Source organism: uncultured Streptococcus sp. (assembly GCF_938036805.1).
In the GTDB taxonomy this organism is placed as follows: domain Bacteria; phylum Bacillota; class Bacilli; order Lactobacillales; family Streptococcaceae; genus Streptococcus.
In genome coordinates this window covers 1-17,383 of record NZ_CALHWC010000216.1, presented here as the reverse complement: position 1 = coordinate 17,383, position 17,383 = coordinate 1, and the positions used below count along the sequence as shown (strand labels likewise).

13 protein-coding genes are annotated in these 17,383 nt (G+C 37.0%); 11 read left to right on the top strand and 2 right to left on the bottom strand.

Features of this window, described 5'->3' with window-relative positions; translation table 11 throughout:
* The first annotated feature begins 59 nt into the window (after positions 1-59).
* From Q0191_RS09330 to pgmB, 3 genes are read left to right on the top strand one after another with little or no spacing between them, the layout of a single operon-like run.
* Entirely contained in the window at positions 60-1,706 is a 1,647-nt protein-coding gene (locus Q0191_RS09330; protein ID WP_297665902.1) for a glycoside hydrolase family 3 protein, read from the top strand.
* A complete protein-coding gene (locus tag Q0191_RS09325) occupies positions 1,693-4,293 on the top strand; it encodes a family 78 glycoside hydrolase catalytic domain (protein ID WP_297665900.1) in 2,601 nt (866 codons plus the stop codon). Before Q0191_RS09330 ends, Q0191_RS09325 begins: the two co-directional genes overlap by 14 nt.
* On the top strand, positions 4,293-4,958 hold the full coding sequence (gene pgmB, locus Q0191_RS09320; protein WP_297665898.1) for a beta-phosphoglucomutase: 666 nt from the start codon (positions 4,293-4,295) through the stop codon (positions 4,956-4,958). Before Q0191_RS09325 ends, pgmB begins: the two co-directional genes overlap by 1 nt.
* Positions 4,959-5,157: 199 nt before the next feature.
* On the opposite strand, the gene Q0191_RS09315 is transcribed toward pgmB, so the two are convergent.
* Positions 5,158-6,114, bottom strand: coding sequence for a helix-turn-helix domain-containing protein (locus Q0191_RS09315; RefSeq protein WP_297665896.1), 957 nt, complete (start codon positions 6,112-6,114; stop codon positions 5,158-5,160).
* Positions 6,115-6,225: 111 nt separating this feature from the next.
* On the opposite strand from Q0191_RS09315, the gene rhaB reads away from it, so the two are divergent.
* The 8 genes from rhaB (at position 6,226) to Q0191_RS09280 (ending at position 16,855) form a co-directional block, all read left to right on the top strand.
* The gene (rhaB, locus tag Q0191_RS09310; RefSeq protein ID WP_297665895.1) at positions 6,226-7,614 is read left to right on the top strand and encodes a rhamnulokinase; all 1,389 of its coding nucleotides are present in this window, start codon (positions 6,226-6,228) and stop codon (positions 7,612-7,614) included.
* 13 nt (positions 7,615-7,627) lie between these two features.
* Complete coding sequence (rhaA, locus tag Q0191_RS09305) at positions 7,628-8,887, top strand: L-rhamnose isomerase (protein WP_297665892.1); 1,260 nt, start codon at positions 7,628-7,630, stop codon at positions 8,885-8,887.
* Between the two features lie 12 nt (positions 8,888-8,899).
* Positions 8,900-9,715, top strand: coding sequence for a rhamnulose-1-phosphate aldolase (gene rhaD, locus Q0191_RS09300; RefSeq protein ID WP_297665889.1), 816 nt, complete (start codon positions 8,900-8,902; stop codon positions 9,713-9,715).
* 115 nt (positions 9,716-9,830) lie between these two features.
* Positions 9,831-10,055: a helix-turn-helix domain-containing protein gene (locus Q0191_RS09295; protein ID WP_297665887.1), complete on the top strand. Its 225-nt coding sequence runs from the start codon at positions 9,831-9,833 to the stop codon at positions 10,053-10,055.
* Between the two features lie 303 nt (positions 10,056-10,358).
* Entirely contained in the window at positions 10,359-10,460 is a 102-nt protein-coding gene (locus tag Q0191_RS10505) for a hypothetical protein (protein WP_367170453.1), read from the top strand.
* Positions 10,461-10,513: 53 nt separating this feature from the next.
* Positions 10,514-12,268 carry a recombinase family protein gene (locus Q0191_RS09290; protein WP_297665885.1) on the top strand — a complete coding sequence of 585 codons (1,755 nt, stop codon included), beginning with the start codon at positions 10,514-10,516 and terminating at the stop codon, positions 12,266-12,268.
* A 618-nt stretch (positions 12,269-12,886) separates the two neighbouring features.
* Positions 12,887-16,174, top strand: a complete 3,288-nt coding sequence (locus tag Q0191_RS09285; RefSeq protein WP_297665883.1) for an FtsK/SpoIIIE domain-containing protein — start codon at positions 12,887-12,889, stop codon at positions 16,172-16,174.
* Between the two features lie 30 nt (positions 16,175-16,204).
* Positions 16,205-16,855 carry a hypothetical protein gene (locus Q0191_RS09280; protein WP_297665881.1) on the top strand — a complete coding sequence of 217 codons (651 nt, stop codon included), beginning with the start codon at positions 16,205-16,207 and terminating at the stop codon, positions 16,853-16,855.
* 1 nt (position 16,856) lies between these two features.
* Here Q0191_RS09280 and Q0191_RS09275 read toward each other — a convergent pair.
* Positions 16,857-17,383: IS3 family transposase (locus tag Q0191_RS09275; RefSeq protein ID WP_297665879.1), on the bottom strand; the 527-nt coding region annotated here is incomplete at its 5' end.

The following is a 17,383-nucleotide window of genomic DNA, read 5'->3' as shown; positions in this document are numbered from 1 at the left end:
GATATTTTTGATTAGGAAGAGGCTGTAGGCCACTTCCTAACCAAATATGGAGGAAGAGAATGAATTTAAAGACAAAACCATTTTATTTAGACGATGAGGCAGTAGCTTGGGTGCAAGACACCCTTGCTTCGCTATCAACAGATGAAAAAATTGGGCAACTTTTTCTGCCAATCGGTCTTTCCACTGAATCGGACTATCTGGACCACCTCCTATCATTTCATATCGGAGGACTATTTTTCCGTTCGGGAAAGGCGAAAGAAGTCCAAGCAACCTATGAATATGCTCAAAAGCATAGCAAGATTCCCTTATTAACAGCAGCCAATCTTGAGGATGGGGGAAACGGTGCAGCTGAAGAAGCAACAGCATATGGTAGCCAGATGGCAGTGGCCTCGACTGCTGATACAAAAGATGCCTACACTCTGGGGAAAATTGCTTCAACTGATGGAAAAGCAGTTGGAGTTAACTGGGGATTCTCGCCTGTAGTAGATTTAGATTTGAACTTTAGAAATCCTATTACGAACATACGAACCTACGGAAGTAGTGTTCAACAAGTCATTGACAATGCCAAAGAATATGTTCAAGCATTTCATGACAACAACATGATGACTTCAATCAAACATTTTCCTGGAGATGGAGTGGATGAGCGCGATCAACACTTATTAACCTCAATTAACTCTTTGCCAATGGATGCTTGGCGAAAAAACTTTGGAAAAATTTATAAGGAACTCATTGAAATTGGATCTAAAAGTGTGATGGTTGGGCATATTGCATTACCAGCTTACTCAGGGGATGATACGCCTGCTACATTGAGTCCCAAAATCTTGCAGAACCTGCTACGTGAAGAATTGGGATTTAATGGCTTGACGATTACGGATGCTAGTCCAATGGTCGGTTTCTGCTCTGCAATGGAACGCAGGAAAGCAGTACCTTATACCATTCAAGCAGGTTGCGATATGTTGTTGTTTAATCGTGTTTTAGAAGAAGATATTCAATTCATGAAGGATGGTTTGAAAGATGGAATCTTAACGAAGGAACGTTTAGATGAGGCCGTGACACGCATTTTAGCAGCTAAAGCTTCACTCGGCTTACATAAGAGTGTCATTTTTGGCGATGCAAGATTTGATGATTATAGTCAAGAACAAGAAGACCTTGCGGATCGGTCAATTACTTTAGTGAAGGTTGAGGAGGGACTTTTACCGATTTCTCCTCAGAATCATAAGCGAGTTTTGGTTCAGATTTTAGGAAACTTTGATTCTAATAATCGTGTATCAGTCAAGATTAAATGCGAGCTAGAGAAACGGGATTTTGAGGTCAGTCTATATGAACCCGAGTTGAATTTCTTGGATTTAGGAACAGTACAGAATTTTACTGCTAAGTATGATTTAGTTCTATATGTAGCAAATATTGAGAATGCTAGCAATCAGACAGTTTCAAGGATTCATTGGCATACCCTGTTTGGATTAGGAAACAATTTGCCTTGGTTTGCTAAGGAAATACCAACAATTTTACTCAGTATTGGCAATCCTTATCATATCTTTGATTTGCCTATGGTAGGGACAGTCGTTAATGCTTATTGTAATTATGACCATTTTATTAAAGCCAGCATTGAGAAATTAGTTGGTGAGAGTGAATTTAAAGGGGTTAGTCCAGTTAATCCATTTTGCGAAAATAAGATCTTGAAGGAGCTAAAATATGGAGATTCATAATTTAAAAGTAAATGGAATCAAAGAGCCTCTAGGCTATCAGTTTGACTACCTTAGCTTTTCTTGGGAATTGTCTGCAATAGAAACTGAGGAGGAGCTGATTTTTACAGTAGAAGTATCAAAGGATTTGGATTTTAAAACAGTGCTTTGGACAGAAAGCACATCCAATAGTTTTAATGTATTGTCAACATCAGGGGATTTTTTAGAAGCTCAAACTAGGTATTACTGGAGAATTTCTACACAAAATGCGAAAGCCACTAGTTGGTTTGAAACAGCTAAAATGGACCAAGATTGGTCAGCGGACTGGATTAGTTATGAGGAAGATAGTGTTGAGTGTGTCACTTTTTCTAAAAATATATATCTTCAAAAAAGCGTTCGTTCCGCCCGCCTTTATGCTCTAGGCTTGGGACTTTACGAAGTGGAAATCAACGGAGAGAAAGTCGGAAGAGAGTACCTTACACCTGGCTATCACAGTTATGACCTTTTTCAACAATACCAAACTTATGATGTGACAGAATTGTTAACTGACACGACAACATTAAATATTATTGTAGGGAATGGCTGGTATCGCGGTCGCTTCGTGTTTGAAGGTGGTTTTAAGAACATATATGGAGACAAACAAAAGTTAATTGCTGAATTGCATGTGACTTTTCAAGATGGAACAGAAGTAGTCTTAGGAACAGATGCTAGCTGGAAAACGAGCACGACTCATATTCAAGATAATTCCATTTACGATGGAGAAATCATTGATTTTAGGGTTGAGCCTATCCAATTGACAACTCATGTTGATTTCACTACCAAGAGTTTGTTAACAGCTCGTGTCGATTTGCCAGTAGAAGTTGTGGCAACTTTTCATCCTCATGTTTTTCGAGATGCAAAAGGTCAATTGATTTTGGATTATGGTCAAGAAATAACTGGTTGGATTAGTGGAATATTACCTGCTGGAAAAAATGCGACCTTTCAATTTGGGGAACTCTTACAAGGACATGTTTTTTACACTGAAAATTTACGGACAGCACAACAAACATTTGTGTTATTGAACAATCAACAAGAAAGATATGTCCGTCCTCATTTTACATTTTTTGGTTTTCGCTATGTAAAAGTAGAAGGATTAACGGAAGAAGAGGCTAGGAAGTTCACAGCACAGGCACTTCAAAGCAAAATGGATGAAACCTTTCGCTTTGTATCTTCTCATGAAAAATTGAATAGACTAGTCAGCAATATTCGCTGGAGTCAGAAAGATAATTTCCTTAGTATCCCAACAGATTGTCCTCAGCGAGATGAGAGAATGGGGTGGACTGGAGATATTACGGTTTTCGCAAATACTGCCTCATACAATATGGAAACCAGAGCATTTCTTGGACATTTCTTAAAAAATCTTCGCCTAGAACAAGTTCAATTAGAAGGCGCAGTACCATTTTTTGCGCCTTATCCCAAAATCAGTCCACAAGAGGGGCTTAACCCATTTTTGACTTCTTCAGGTGTAGCTGTTTGGGGTGATGCAGCGACGTTTTTACCTTTTACCCTTTATCGACATTTTCGTGATCTAGGTCTTCTAGCGACTCATATTGAGGGCATGATAGATTGGGTGAATTATATTTATCAGCAAGATGAAGCACGTGGAGGAAAGCGACTCTGGGACTTTGGCATGCAGCTTGGAGATTGGTTAGCACTGGATACGGGTATTCCTGGTCAAGTTTTAGGAGCAACGGACTCTGTTCTAATTGCATCGGTATATTACTATATATCTGTAAATCGTACCAAACAGGCACTGATAGTATTGAAAGATTGTCGAGTTGATTTTTACCAGAAATTAGAAAATGAAATTCGTCAAGCAATAATTGGTACTTATTTTACAGGTGATGATTTAAATTTGGCACCCTCTACATTACAATCAGAAGTGGAGCAATTTCGTCAAGAAATGATGCGGACTTTTGCTGGGCATAATTTAACAACAAGAATAGATACTCAGACTGGACTGGCTATTTTACTGCGTTATGGACTATATCCAAGTGAAAAAGCACGTCAGAATTTGGTGAATAAATTAAAAAATAAAATGGAGGAAAATGGTGGGGCACTGACGACAGGATTCGCTGGGACACCAGAATTGCCGCATGCTTTATTAGATAATGGTTTAGAAAATGAGGCTTTTGACCTACTATTTAAAGAAACTGCACCGAGTTGGCTTTTCGAAGTGATCATGGGTGCAACTACAACTTGGGAACGCTGGGACTCACTCCTGCCAGATGGTAAAATTAGCGGTGTAGAGATGAACTCAATGAATCACTATGCGTACGGAGCGGTTGAAGATTTCATTGTTGAAAAACTACTGGGTATTAATCTTCCAGAAATATCAGATGAAACATCAACGTATCATATCAAGCCACATTATACGAAGTATCTGGACTGGGTGGAAGGATCACTTAGAACACCAAATGGAAACTTAACAGTCAGATGGGAAATAGATAAGGATAAGGTTCGAACAAAGATTGATATCCCAGTTCGGACTGAGGTGGCATTTACGTTTTCGAATGGTAAAACGTTACCATTATCAACCGGACAAAATATAATTGAGGATAGGATAAATTGATGAAAGGTGCTTTGTTTGATTTAGACGGTGTGATTGCCGATACAGCTGCATATCATTTTGACGCTTGGAAAAAGCTTGTAAAGAAACATTTTAAGGCTGATCTTCCTGTTGAATTAGAAGAAGAGATGAAAGGATTAAGTCGAAAAGATTCTCTTCAAGTAATTCTAGATTATTTAGATATTGAAGTCTCAGAGGAACAATTCACATATTTGGCTGATGAAAAAAATAGAATATATATGGATATGCTGAAACATCTGACAAAGTCTGATATATTACCTGGGATAACCCAACTCATTATAGAGTTCAAAAAACATAAAATTAAACTGGCATTAGCGTCTGCCAGCCAGAATGGCCCGATAATTTTAGAAAAATTAGGTCTATCAACAGTCTTTGATGTAATTGTAGATCCATCAAAGATTGCTAAGGGAAAACCAGCACCTGATATTTACTTAGCAGCATCGGAAGCACTACATTTAGCCCCGTCTGACTGCATTGGCATTGAAGACTCTGTGGCTGGTATTACGGCTATCAATGATGCAGGTAGTATCTCCATTGCAGTAGGAGGAATAGAACTCAACCATGCCCATAAAAGATTTAATAGTACAACCGACTTAAATTTCTCAAAAATTGAAAAAATTTGGGCTTCTAACCACAGAAAGTGTTGATTGAAGCTATGGGTAAAGTTGACACAGAATAATGTGGAAACTATTCAATTTGATTGTAGCCAATTCAATTTCTTTCAGTGAAAATAGTATGCATTTTGTAAAATCGATGTTGTGGCAGTTATATTAAATTTAACAATAGATTGTGTAAATATAAATATATCGGGTTCGATTAAGACAAGACTTGAACTCTTTTACCTACTTAATTTCTCTCAACCTTTGGTCCATGGCCGAAGGTTTCTTTGTATTTTTCGTAGAAATAGGTTTTATTGCTGAAACCAACACTCAGGGCAATCTCTTGGATGGGTAGCTGGGTTGTTTGTAATAATAATTGCGCTTTCATTAGCTTTCGTTGATTAACTAACTGAGTGAAGGTTTGCCCAGACTCTGCTTTGATAAGGTTGCTCAAGTAATTTTTATTAAAATTCAAGCGTTGAGCGAGTTCAGTTAGACCAATCGAGGCATATTCACGATCTATAATTTTTAATACCTGGGCGTAAGTTGATTCTTCCAAATGCAAATCCACTGTCTTTTCAACAGTTGGCAATAGTCGTGCTAACTGATAGAAAAAGAGTGGTAGATAGTGTTTCAACATCTGTTGTGAAAATTCCTGCGGTAGGAAATACTCGGTCATCATTTCCTTTAGTATTTGACGGACAGGGCTATGTTCTCCAGTCGGAAGAAGTAGAAAGTTATCTCGTTTGAAGTGGTTAGAGGCATCTGAGAGTAAAAATTGATAAAGGAGGCTGTTTTCTCCTTGAAGTTGCTTGAGCCAGTTGATGGAAACGTCCTTATTTTGAAACAGGATATTGATTAAGATGTCTCCATCACCCAGAGCTTCAATCGAATGACGACTTTCCACATCCATCAAGAGAATATCTCCCTCTTTTAACTCAAATAGTTGCCCGTTTATTTTTTGGCGACAGTTTCCTTTGTAAACATAGTTGATTTCTAAGAATTGATGGGTATGCTCGGGATAGGCAGCGTAGCGACTATGCTTACTAATGAAAATATCCTTATTCTGAAAGAAAAATTGTTGGGAAAGTTTCGGCGTTTGTAGTGCAGATTGTAAATCTACATAATCTGATACAAAGCCCTGTTTTTCCTGAAGAACTTCATGATCGGTTTTGGAAAATAGTAGTTGGTCTAGTTGGTTCATTTTCTAATCCTTTGAACTGTATATTTGATACGTTTTCAATGTTATACCGATATTGTACCATAAAACAAAATGAGGTTAAATAGAAGTATCAAAAAACGAAGGAGAATTCTCATGACTTACCATGTTGCAATTGATATTGGGGCATCCAGTGGGCGTGTCATGTTAGCCAAAAAAGAAGAAGTGTTACGATTAGACGAAATCCACCGCTTCAAAAATGGTTTTGCCAAAGTAGATGGACATGACAGATGGGATATTGATCAGCTAGTTAAGAATGTCTTGGTTGGTCTTGAAAAAGTAAAACAGCGAGGGGTTGCGACCTGTACAATTGGTATTGATACCTGGGCTGTGGACTATGTTCTTCTTGATGACAAAGGAGAACTTTTAGGACAGCCAGTTGCCTACCGTGATGCTAGAACTCAAGGGGCGATGGAACAAGTCTTCCAACAGATTCCTAAGGAAAACATTTACAAGAAAACAGGCATCCAATTTCTCAACTTTAATACCCTCTACCAGTTATTTGTAGAAGATGAAAGTTTATTGGAAAAAACAGAGAAAATTCTCATGATTCCCGACTATATCGCCTACAAACTGACAGGCAGAATGGCAGGGGAGGTCACCAACTGGTCAACGACCCAATTTTTAAATCTAGAAAGTCGAACTTATGACAGGGATTTATTGGAAATGTTACACATCGATACCAGCAAGCTTCCTGATTTGATTGAGGCTGGTGAGATTATTGGAGCCCTCCAAGTAACTGGTTATGACGTGCCAGAAGCACAAGTCATCGCTGTCGGCACGCATGATACAGCCTCAGCTGTTGTAGGTGTCCCCGCTACCAGCAAGAACTGGGCTTATATCAGTTCAGGCACCTGGTCATTAATCGGTGTTGAATCCCAAGAGCCTATCGCGAATCAGGCCAGTTATAGAGCCAACTACACAAACGAATGGGGAGCTTACCAAACCTACCGTTTCCTAAAGAACATCACAGGAATGTGGTGTGTTCAGGAAATTGCCCGTCTTATTAACTATCAGTATTCTTTTAAGGAAATGGCAGAGCAGGCAGCACACGTTGAGCCATTCTTGCAAGAGATTGATCTAAATGACGATCGATTCACCAATCCAGAAAATATGATTGAAGAAATCCAAGAGTCTTGTCGCGAAACAGGACAAGTTGTACCTGAATCTATCGGAGAACTGGTCATGGCAGTTTATTCCAATCTTGCAAAAGCCTATGGACGAGAATTGAAGCAGCTGGAAACCTTGACAGGTCAGACCATTGACTGCCTTCATATCGTAGGCGGTGGCTCCAATGTCACCCTTCTCAATCAACTAACTGCGAATGTTATCGGAAAAAAAGTGATTGCAGGACCGGGAGAGGCAACCGCTATTGGTAATATTCTTGTCCAGATGATTGCGACAGGGGAATTTGAAAATCTCAGTCAAGCTAGGACCTGGTTAGAAAGTACATCCTGTTTAGAATCTTGTATTCCACAAAAATAAAGGAGAAAAATAAATGAAAGCAGAACACATTACACAAGCCTATCAAGTCGCTAAAGAACGCTATGCAGCTATCGGAGTTGATACTGATGCTGCCTTGAAAAAATTACAAGATATTAAAATTTCCATGCATTGCTGGCAGGGAGATGATGTCAAAGGCTTCTTGACACCAGAAGGAGACTTGACTGGAGGTATTATGTCAACAGGAAATTACCCTGGTGCAGCAAAGACCCCAGACCAGTTGCGTCAAGATTTGGAAAAAGCCTATAGTCTCATTCCTGGTCAGCATAAGCTCAATCTTCATGCCATTTATCTAGATACAGATGAAAAAGTTGATTTGAATGAAATTGAACCAAAACATTTCGAAAAATGGGTAGCTTGGGCTAAGGAACAAGGCTTAGGACTTGATTTTAACCCAACTTTCTTCTCGCATCCGATGATGAAAGACGGTTTTACTTTGTCCCATCCAGATAAGGAAGTTCGTGATTATTGGATTGAACATGGTAAACGCAGTCGCAAGATTGCTGAGTACATGGGGAAAGAACTAGGTCAAGTTTGTTACAACAACTTCTGGGTGCCAGATGGTTTCAAAGATAATCCAGTTGATCGACTCAGCCCTCGCAAACGCTTGATGGAATCATTGGATAACATTTTCGCTGACCATGTGGATGAAACCTACACCCAAGATGCAGTGGAGAGTAAATTATTTGGACTTGGAGCAGAAGCCTATACCGTTGGCTCACACGAGTTTTATATGGGATATGGCTTGACGCGTGGTAAGATGATTTTGTTAGATGCAGGACACTTTCACCCAACTGAAGTCATCTCAAACAAACTGTCTTCATTAGCACTATTCGGAAAAGGAATCATGCTCCATGTTTCTCGTCCTGTCCGTTGGGATTCTGACCATGTGGTCATTATGGATGATGAATTACAAGATATTGCCAAAGAGTTGGTCCGCAATGACTTGTTGGATAAGGCAGTGATTGGTCTTGATTTCTTCGATGCGACCATTAACCGAATCGCTGCCTGGGTCATCGGCACTCGCAATACTCAGAAGGCACTCTTGAAAGCCCTTCTTGAGCCAACTAAAGATTTGAAAGATATGGAAAATGCCTTTGATTTCACTTCTCGCTTAGCCTACACAGAGGAGCTGAAAGACTTTCCATATGCAGATGTCTGGAATTATTTCTGCCTGCAAAATGATGTTCCAGTTGGTCTAGATTGGTTGACAGATGTCCGTCAATACGAAGAAGTATTAAGCAAACGTAACTAGAAAGAGGAAATGATGACTAAATTTATCGATTCACCATATGTTGAAACCATGCGAGAAGTAACCTACCAATCCTATCTGCGTTATTGGGATGAACGCAACGGAGGGAATGTCTCTTGCCGCTTAACTGCTGATGAAGTAAGCCCTTATGAAGATGTGCATGAGGTCAAATCCACACATGAACTTGGCTTTGATGCTTCCGCTTTAGCAGGCCAATATTATCTCGTAACTGGTACTGGTCGCTATTTCCGCAATGTGACCAAACAACCTCTGCTTGATTTAGGATTAGTAAAAATTTCTGAAGATGGTCAAGGTTACGATATTGTTTGGGGATTTGAAGACGGAGGACGACCAACCTCAGAATTTCCAAGTCATTTGATGAGTCACATCGAACGCCTAAAAGTCAATCCAGAGCAACGTGTTGTTTTCCATTGTCACCCGACCAACTTGATTGCATTGACCTTTACGCAAGATTTGGATGAACGTCACCTATCTCGTCTTTTATGGAAAATGCAGGCTGAATCACTTGTTGTTTTCCCTGAAGGGATTGGGGTTATTCCTTATATGACTCCAGGAACAACAGAGATTGGAAAAGCGACAGCAGAAAAGATGTCAGATTTCTCAGCAGTCATCTGGCCACATCATGGACTCTTTGCTTCAGGTATCTCACTTGATGAAACCTATGGCTTGGTAGAAGTCATTGAAAAAGCAGCCATGATTTACAGCCAAGTAGGAGCCCAAGGTGGTCATATCAAGCAAGAAATCACAGACCAAGAGTTGAAAGAATTAGCAGATCAATTTGGAGTGACGCCTAAAGAAGGTTTTTTGTAAGATTCGCTCAAGAGGAGTTTGAACTCCTCTTTTTTAATAATCTGTTGGTCCAAGTTGGACCATTTTCCGTTTTTTTCTAGTTTGTACACTATACTTTTTCTTAGGAGAAAGCTTAATGTATCGGCGAATAAGAGATATACGAGAGGATCATGACTTAACTCAGCAGAATGTATCCGACCATCTTAGCATTACACGTTCAGCATATGCAAAGATTGAGCGAGGTGAACGTACTTTATCTGCCGAGGTTTTAATACAACTCTCGAATCTTTACAACGTCAGTACAGATTATTTGTTGGGGCAAACTGACTTTCCTCACCGAATAAAGAAAAATTTAAAATAGTCCCTCCTGATTTGTTCATTGACAATTGAATAATTCTAGGTGGGACTTTATTTATTTGTTGAGCAATAGAATGTAATGCGCCAAGAAATGAGCGAAAATCATTTATTCAAAAATAGGATGGTAACCTATCTGCCATGAAACAAATAATGATAATGATACTTCTGACCGTTCAGGCTGCCATCGTAAAAGGACAGCGGGTGAAATTCCCATGATTGATATAACCAGTCATACCCACAGAGAACAACTAAGAGTAACATGTTATCAGGAGGGTAAGATTTGGAACAATCAGTAGTAAAATATAGTATGCAACTTTCAATGCTTAACTTTTTATATTCCAGAAATATGGTGACTAAAAAGGAATATGAAAAAATTAAAAATAGACTGCGTATTAAGTACACAAATTAGCTGACCTTTTGATTTGAACGCGGTAATATAGAATCAAAAGGAGGAATTTCAGTATGAAAAAAAATAATGTTGAAATAATAAAAGCTGATTCTTTAGTTCGTCGAAGAGGCGACAATTTCGAAAGAGACTCAAAAAGGGTTGCTGCTTATTGCCGAGTTAGTTCTGATAGCGAAGATCAGAAGAACAGCTATGAATCTCAGGTTAGACATTATAAAGATTATATCTCTCAGCGGTCGGATTGGGAACTGGCAGGTATCTATGCAGATGAGGGGATTTCAGGAACACAAGTTGGAAAGAGACAAGATTTTCAACGATTAATAAACGATTGTGTAAATGGAGAAATAGATTACATTGTCACAAAGGCAATTGCTAGATTCGCAAGGAATACTCTAGATACTTTGAAGTATGTCAGAATGTTAAAAGATATGCAAATTGGAGTATATTTTGAGGAAGAAAATATAGATACCCTAACAATGGATGGAGAATTACTTCTGACTATTCTAAGCTCCGTTGCACAACAAGAAGTGGAAAATACTTCTGCCCATGTGAAAAAAGGACTAAAAATGAAGATGCAACGTGGTGAATTGGTTGGATTTCAGGGGTGCCTAGGGTATGATTATGATGTAGAAACCAAGCAGATTTCAATTAATAAAAAAGAAGCCAAAATTGTTCGTTACATTTTTGAAAGGTATCTAGAAGGTATTGGAGGAAAAGTAATTGCAAGGGAACTTGATGAACTTGGTTATAAATCGCCAAGAGGATTAGAACATTGGAATGATACAACAGTTCTAGGAATCATAAAGAATGAAAAATATAAAGGTGATATTCTAATGGGAAAAACTTTTACAGTTGACCCAATAAGCAAGAGAAGGTTGAGTAATTTTGGAGAAGAAGATAGGTACTATATCAAAGATAATCATGAACCTATAATATCTAAAGAAGATTTTGAAAAAGCTCAGGAGATAAGACTGCGTCGAGCAGGAAATAAGAAAACTGCTGCAAATGTAAATGGCAAGCGTGAACGCTATTCAAAAATGTATGCTTTTAGTAGCATGTTAGAATGTGGTTTTTGTGGTTCAATATTATCTAGAAGAAGTTGGCACTGCCGTTCAGATTATCGTAAGGTTGTGTGGCACTGTGTTACATCGATAAAGAAAGGAAAGAAATTTTGTAAGCATAGTAAAGGATTAGAAGAGCTCGCTATTGAGGGGGCTTTCATGGAAGCATACAGACAACTCTATCATTCAAATGAAAACTTAATGACAGACTTACTTGAAACTATTGAATCTGAATTGAATGACAATAGCCTTAACAAGGAACTAAAAAGGATTACAAACAAACTTCGAACATTACTAAAAAAAGAGGAAAATCTTGTAAATCTAAGGCTCGAAGGGAAAATTAGCGATACTATATACAATGAAAAGTACAATGAATTTTCCTCAGAAAAAGAGTTTCTATCGGAAGAGAAGGTAAATATTGAAACAACATTGAAGTCAGAAGTTGATGTAAAGAAAAGACTAACTGAGTTTAAGCACTTGCTATCTTCGCAGAAAATTCTTACGGAGTTTGATCGTACAGTTTTTGAAAGTATTGTTGAGAAAATTATTGTAGGTGGAGTTAATAGCGACGGAGAAATTGATCCTGCAATGTTAACCATAATATTCAAAACAGGTGAAACTCAAAACAAGAATGGTAAAAAATTTAAAAGTAAACGTAAAAATGCTAAACTAGAAACAGATAAATTGTGTCCTCAAAACAGTGACGAGGATAAAAAATTGTATTCCCAAGAGATAGACAACACATGTTGAGGCGGTATCGCTGCTTGTACGAGCTGATTCATCAGCCAAGTAGAAGCAGATGCTCCGCCCATGCGATAGCTGTTGTAGAGTGAGAAGTGTACGAGGATACGATACTCTAGCAGAGAATTGTTGAGGGGTGGCGCTGCTTGTGAAAGCCTAGAAACCTTTTAGCGAACGCCTTTACGAAGTCACTTTTCCTCTTAGTGTGATACTGGATAATCTGAGTAAGAAGTTACTACTTATTTCCATAGTCTCATATTGGGAATATGCTTGATATATATCAAGCAGCTAAATTCTTGTAGAATTTTCAAATTGGGAGAATGTATTTCTCTCTATACTTGGATTGTGTAATGTGATATAATTAAAATGGAGTTCTTTAATGAATTTGAAAAATCGGAGAAATAACAGATGAATATAAATAAATTCCGAGAAGGGATTTTCTCGTCGAACAAGAAGATTTGCTACCGTTGCAGAGTAGCTCCTCTGTCATCAAGACTTCTAAGTTTGACGAAATATTAAAAAATATCCATGTTTCTGAATTAATTGATTTAGAACGTCTGATTATGAAGAGGTTGAGAGTTCAAGTATTTAATTTCTGATTTTCTTAGTGAAAGAAGGTATCTGCGAATGACTATAAGAGAACGGGTAGATGAAATAAATTCTTTTTTTGCGAATCAACGAAAACGTTTCAGTTTAGTTGTGTCCGAAATAGATACATTAAAAAAGACACATAGTTTAAGAGAAGAACAAATTCGTAAGAAGTACTTAAACAGAAGAAATGATGTAAAGAGAGTCTACAATGAAGTACTGAAATTTTATAGAATTGCTAAAGATAATACACGTGTTGAACTTCTTAGAAGTGGTAAACAGCCGATCGCTCCTGATATTAACCTTCTATCAGAAATGCTATATAAAATAGATGAAAACAATTATAATGATTCTACCGCTTCAAAAATAGTTGAGCTTTCCAGTAATTACATTGTTTTTCTGGAAAATCAGATTAATGAAATTGACGGATTTGAAAAAGATGAACTGAGAAAATTAGAGACGGATTTGAAAAATAAACTATCGGTTCTTAAACTGAAGAAACAAACCATCTTAAAATCGTGCGAGGATTATCTTTCAGGCCATGAGGTTTGTAATCTAAGAAAACTCCTTGATATTCTTGATAAAGAATATGGGTTTGGTAATAACTATGCAGTTCGAAAAACAAATGGATTAAACAAAACTCTTTTATACGGGTATCAGCAAAGGAATTTGTCGATACCATTAAGCTTGCAACAGAAGGCTCAAAAAGAGTTAGGGAATAGCTATAAAAACAATTATATTGATTGTCCCTGTGGATTTAATTTCAGCAAGCAGACATATATAATTGCAGAATATGTTCCATGCATTGAATCGGAAATTCAAAATGGGATCAAGGGTTTAGTTATAAATGTTTTACTCAGCCTACCAATTGAAGATATTAGAGTTAGTATTCTTGATAGTATAAAGTACAGTGCAAATATGCTTGGAGATTTATCCTCACTCGCTGGTCTGCAAGGAGGAGTTATTGAATCTGTTCCAAAAAGCGAGGATGATTTAAAACATAAAATTAAAGCGCTTTCAGAATATTATCGTGCTGTTGAACAAAAAATCGGAAAAATTAATGTATTTGACCATAATAAGAGAGTGTCCTCAACAGAACGAATTCCCCTAAGGCTCTTGTTAATTAATCGGGAAGAAAAAAAATATAATTCTACTTCATCAGAGATATCATATTTATTATACAATGCACATAAGCTAGGGATTATTGTTGTAGAACTCGTGTGTAACAGAGACGGAGGTAGCAAGAATCATAATATAGAACAGAATATACTTACAAATACAAATGGCGAAGTAAGAATCGTTGCAGATAGTGACGGTAGACTATACAGGTTCCAAGATAAAGTATTTTATCCATTTAGATGGCACCAGGCTCCTAATAAGCTTTCAGATGAATTTATAAGTTCACTTGAGGGGCAGATAAAGAGACAGAAACGTGATTCTGATTTATTCTCATACTATTCGTTAAAAGTTCCAGAGAGATCAAGTGGAAAAAGACGCCCTATAATTATTCCATTTGCAAGAGACGATAATGATGCTATAGTGAGTTGTACATTTGAAAATGAGAATTTTGCTGCTTACATCATGGGAGCCTCTCGTTCTGGGAAGTCTACACTTTTACATGTGATGATATGTTCACTAATTATGAACTACCATCCTGATGAAGTTGAACTTTGGCTTGTTGACTTCAAAAAGACTGAATTCAGGCGTTATGGGGACTCTTGTCCCCCACATTTGAAGTATTTGTTGCTAGAAGAATCTGAAGATTTAATCTTTGATTTAATTGATGAACTTACGGAGACCCTGAATGAACGTATGAGGGTATTTTCTGATAATGGATGGTCAAAGCTGTCTGAAGTGCCCTCGCAAATATATATGCCAGCTATCTTTCTTATCATAGACGAATTTGCCCAAGTATCGCAGAAACTGCGTGACTCACAATTTTCGGGTGAGACTAACTATGCTCGAAAACTTGAAAATATTTTAGCAAAAGGAGCCGCTTTTGGTGTGAAGTTTATTTTTGCTAGTCAATCATATAATACAGGCATCGAGGGTCTTTCTCAAACAGCGAGAAAACAGATACAGATGAGATTTGCTCTTAAAAATACGTCTGATGAAGTGAAAGATACTCTTAATTTAAACTCATATCAGATTGATGAGAGATTAATGCAGTTGATTTCATCCCTTCGAGTACATGAAACGTTATTCAAGAGAGTAGATGATAATACTGGTGCAACTATAGTAGATAGATATTTCAATCTTAAAGTTGAAATGCCAGAATTAAAAACTGCGATTGAGTTTTTAAATTCTAAATTACATCCTACGCATTCTTCATTAGAAAGATTTTCCTACATCAACAAAAATCCACTTTTACTAATAAATGACCAACCATTAACTTTCAAAAGTTTAGTTCCTAAATATATTGCTTTCGAGAAAAATGTATCGAAAAGTAGATATTATAGAGATGTTGATTCAGATGATGTTTTTATTCATCTTGGAGTACCGTGTAGTTTTAAACTGGTGAAACCGATCCTTTTAAAAAGATTGGTTTCACAAAACTTATTGCTTGTCGGAGGAGAAATAGACACACAAGCATGCGTATTACTTTCTATTATTAATAGTTGGAGAAACAAAGATACTAAGTTATCCAACTTTGAAATATGGGCTAGTGAGCAATACCCTACATTTAAACGATATAAAGACAGATGGCACCAAGCTAAATGTGAATGCGATATCCGTAAAATAACTGAAAGAACAGAAGAACTTATTGATAATATTTCTAACAATATTATAACCGATAGACTTATTGTTTGCATGGGGCTTGATTTGTTGTTTGATGATTTTGATGATTATATAAGCTTATTGAATCTAAGAAAAACAAGTAAGAAAAGTATTTCAAGTAAGAAAAATAGTATTGATTTATGGTCACTAATGAATTCTCCCGACGTTACTCAAGAACAGATAAGGACTTATAATAATACTACTGATTCAAACAATATGGACCATGATGTTATAGGTGATTTTCGAAAGAACATGAATTTGTTATTGTCAATGGCATCAAAAAAAGGAATCCATTTTGTATTCCTGTTTACACACTATCAAAATTATTGTGCTTCTAAAATAAAGGCATCTGATTGTCAACACAAGGTTCTATTTCCAATGTCTAAAACTGAATCGAAAGATATTGCAAATATTGATACCAGTGATTTAGGAGATGGAATGTTTGTGTATAGCGATGGATACAAAAATTTTTATATGCGCCCTCATATTTATAGAGGGGTTCCATGTAATGGTTGGATTATTGATAATGGTACTATTATCAAGTTGTAATGTAAGTGCTTCAGAATACGGAGGAATCTAATGACAAGATATGATGTAAGTCTTAGCGGTGCGAATGCTCTGATGCAATTATCAAGAAAGTTGCTATCAACATATGAAGATCTGGTTGGTGCTGGTGTTGTGCTAGAAGAGAGGATTAGTTTTCTTGAAGAAAGGGATGTGGAGCTTTATACAAAAATTATAGAGGCATCACAACATGTGACGTCTCTAGTAAAAAATGATAGAGAAAATATTTTTCAACTATCAAATAAGTTAATGCTTTTATCAAATAAATTACAAGAAATTCTTGATATTTCTTCGATACCAGTAACAACTAATTCTGGGGTACAAAATGTAAGAAATAAAACAATGTTCATAGAGAGCATAGAAGAAAAGAACACTCTTGATAATTTTTATAATAGTTTATATGAGACCAAAACAATTAATCTTATAGATCCTCCAGGCGGTCATCATCTGTCTTTGGTACATTCAAGGGATATCATTGGCTTATTTCATAATGATAGTATTAAAATAGATGATTTTTGGAAACACCATGGTGAGAGCAAAGCTAGGTTTGTAGAACTTGCTTCAAAAATCGGAACTGTTAGGACTATGATTGAAGAAGGAATGAATTTGGAACAAATAAAACAAGATTCCAATTTATGTACTGACCCCAAAAAGTTAGACCATTAATTTAAGTAAAGGATTTAGTTCTGTATTGCACAGGGCTAAGTCCTTTTAGTTTTACCTTAATTCGTTTGTTGTTGTAATAATCAATATAGTCTACAATAGCTTGTTCCAATTGCTCAAGTGAGTGGAACGTCTTCTCATAACCATAAAACATCTCAGATTTTAGGATACCAAAGAAAGATTCCATCATACCGTTATCTGGACTGTTTCCTTTACGTGACATGGACGGTTGGATTCCTTTATCCTCTAAAAAACGATGATAATACTGATGTTGATACTGCCATCCTTGATCACTATGGAGGATGGTATTTGTGTAATATTCCTCTGTGAAGGCTTGTTCCAACATTAATTTTACTTGTTCTAAGTTCGGTGAAGTTGAAAGATTATAGGCGATAATTTCGCTGTTAAAGCCATCTAAAACTGGTGATAAGTAGAGCTTTTGACTGCTTGCTGGAATGGCAAACTCTGTCACATCTGTATAGCACTTTTCCATTGGTTTGGCTGCTTCAAATTGGCGTTGAATAAGGTTAT

Excerpts from the sequence above, each read along its gene's own strand:
- Q0191_RS09330 (WP_297665902.1), top strand. The coding sequence starts at position 60 with ATGAATTTAAAGACAAAACCATTTTATTTAGACGATGAGGCAGTAGCT.
- Q0191_RS09325 (WP_297665900.1), top strand. The coding sequence starts at position 1,693 with ATGGAGATTCATAATTTAAAAGTAAATGGAATCAAAGAGCCTCTAGGC.
- pgmB (WP_297665898.1), top strand. The coding sequence starts at position 4,293 with ATGAAAGGTGCTTTGTTTGATTTAGACGGTGTGATTGCCGATACAGCT.
- Q0191_RS09315 (WP_297665896.1), bottom strand. The coding sequence starts at position 6,114 with ATGAACCAACTAGACCAACTACTATTTTCCAAAACCGATCATGAAGTT.
- rhaB (WP_297665895.1), top strand. The coding sequence starts at position 6,226 with ATGACTTACCATGTTGCAATTGATATTGGGGCATCCAGTGGGCGTGTC.
- rhaA (WP_297665892.1), top strand. The coding sequence starts at position 7,628 with ATGAAAGCAGAACACATTACACAAGCCTATCAAGTCGCTAAAGAACGC.
- rhaD (WP_297665889.1), top strand. The coding sequence starts at position 8,900 with ATGACTAAATTTATCGATTCACCATATGTTGAAACCATGCGAGAAGTA.
- Q0191_RS09295 (WP_297665887.1), top strand. The coding sequence starts at position 9,831 with ATGTATCGGCGAATAAGAGATATACGAGAGGATCATGACTTAACTCAG.
- Q0191_RS10505 (WP_367170453.1), top strand. The coding sequence starts at position 10,359 with ATGCAACTTTCAATGCTTAACTTTTTATATTCCAGAAATATGGTGACT.
- Q0191_RS09290 (WP_297665885.1), top strand. The coding sequence starts at position 10,514 with ATGAAAAAAAATAATGTTGAAATAATAAAAGCTGATTCTTTAGTTCGT.
- Q0191_RS09285 (WP_297665883.1), top strand. The coding sequence starts at position 12,887 with ATGACTATAAGAGAACGGGTAGATGAAATAAATTCTTTTTTTGCGAAT.
- Q0191_RS09280 (WP_297665881.1), top strand. The coding sequence starts at position 16,205 with ATGACAAGATATGATGTAAGTCTTAGCGGTGCGAATGCTCTGATGCAA.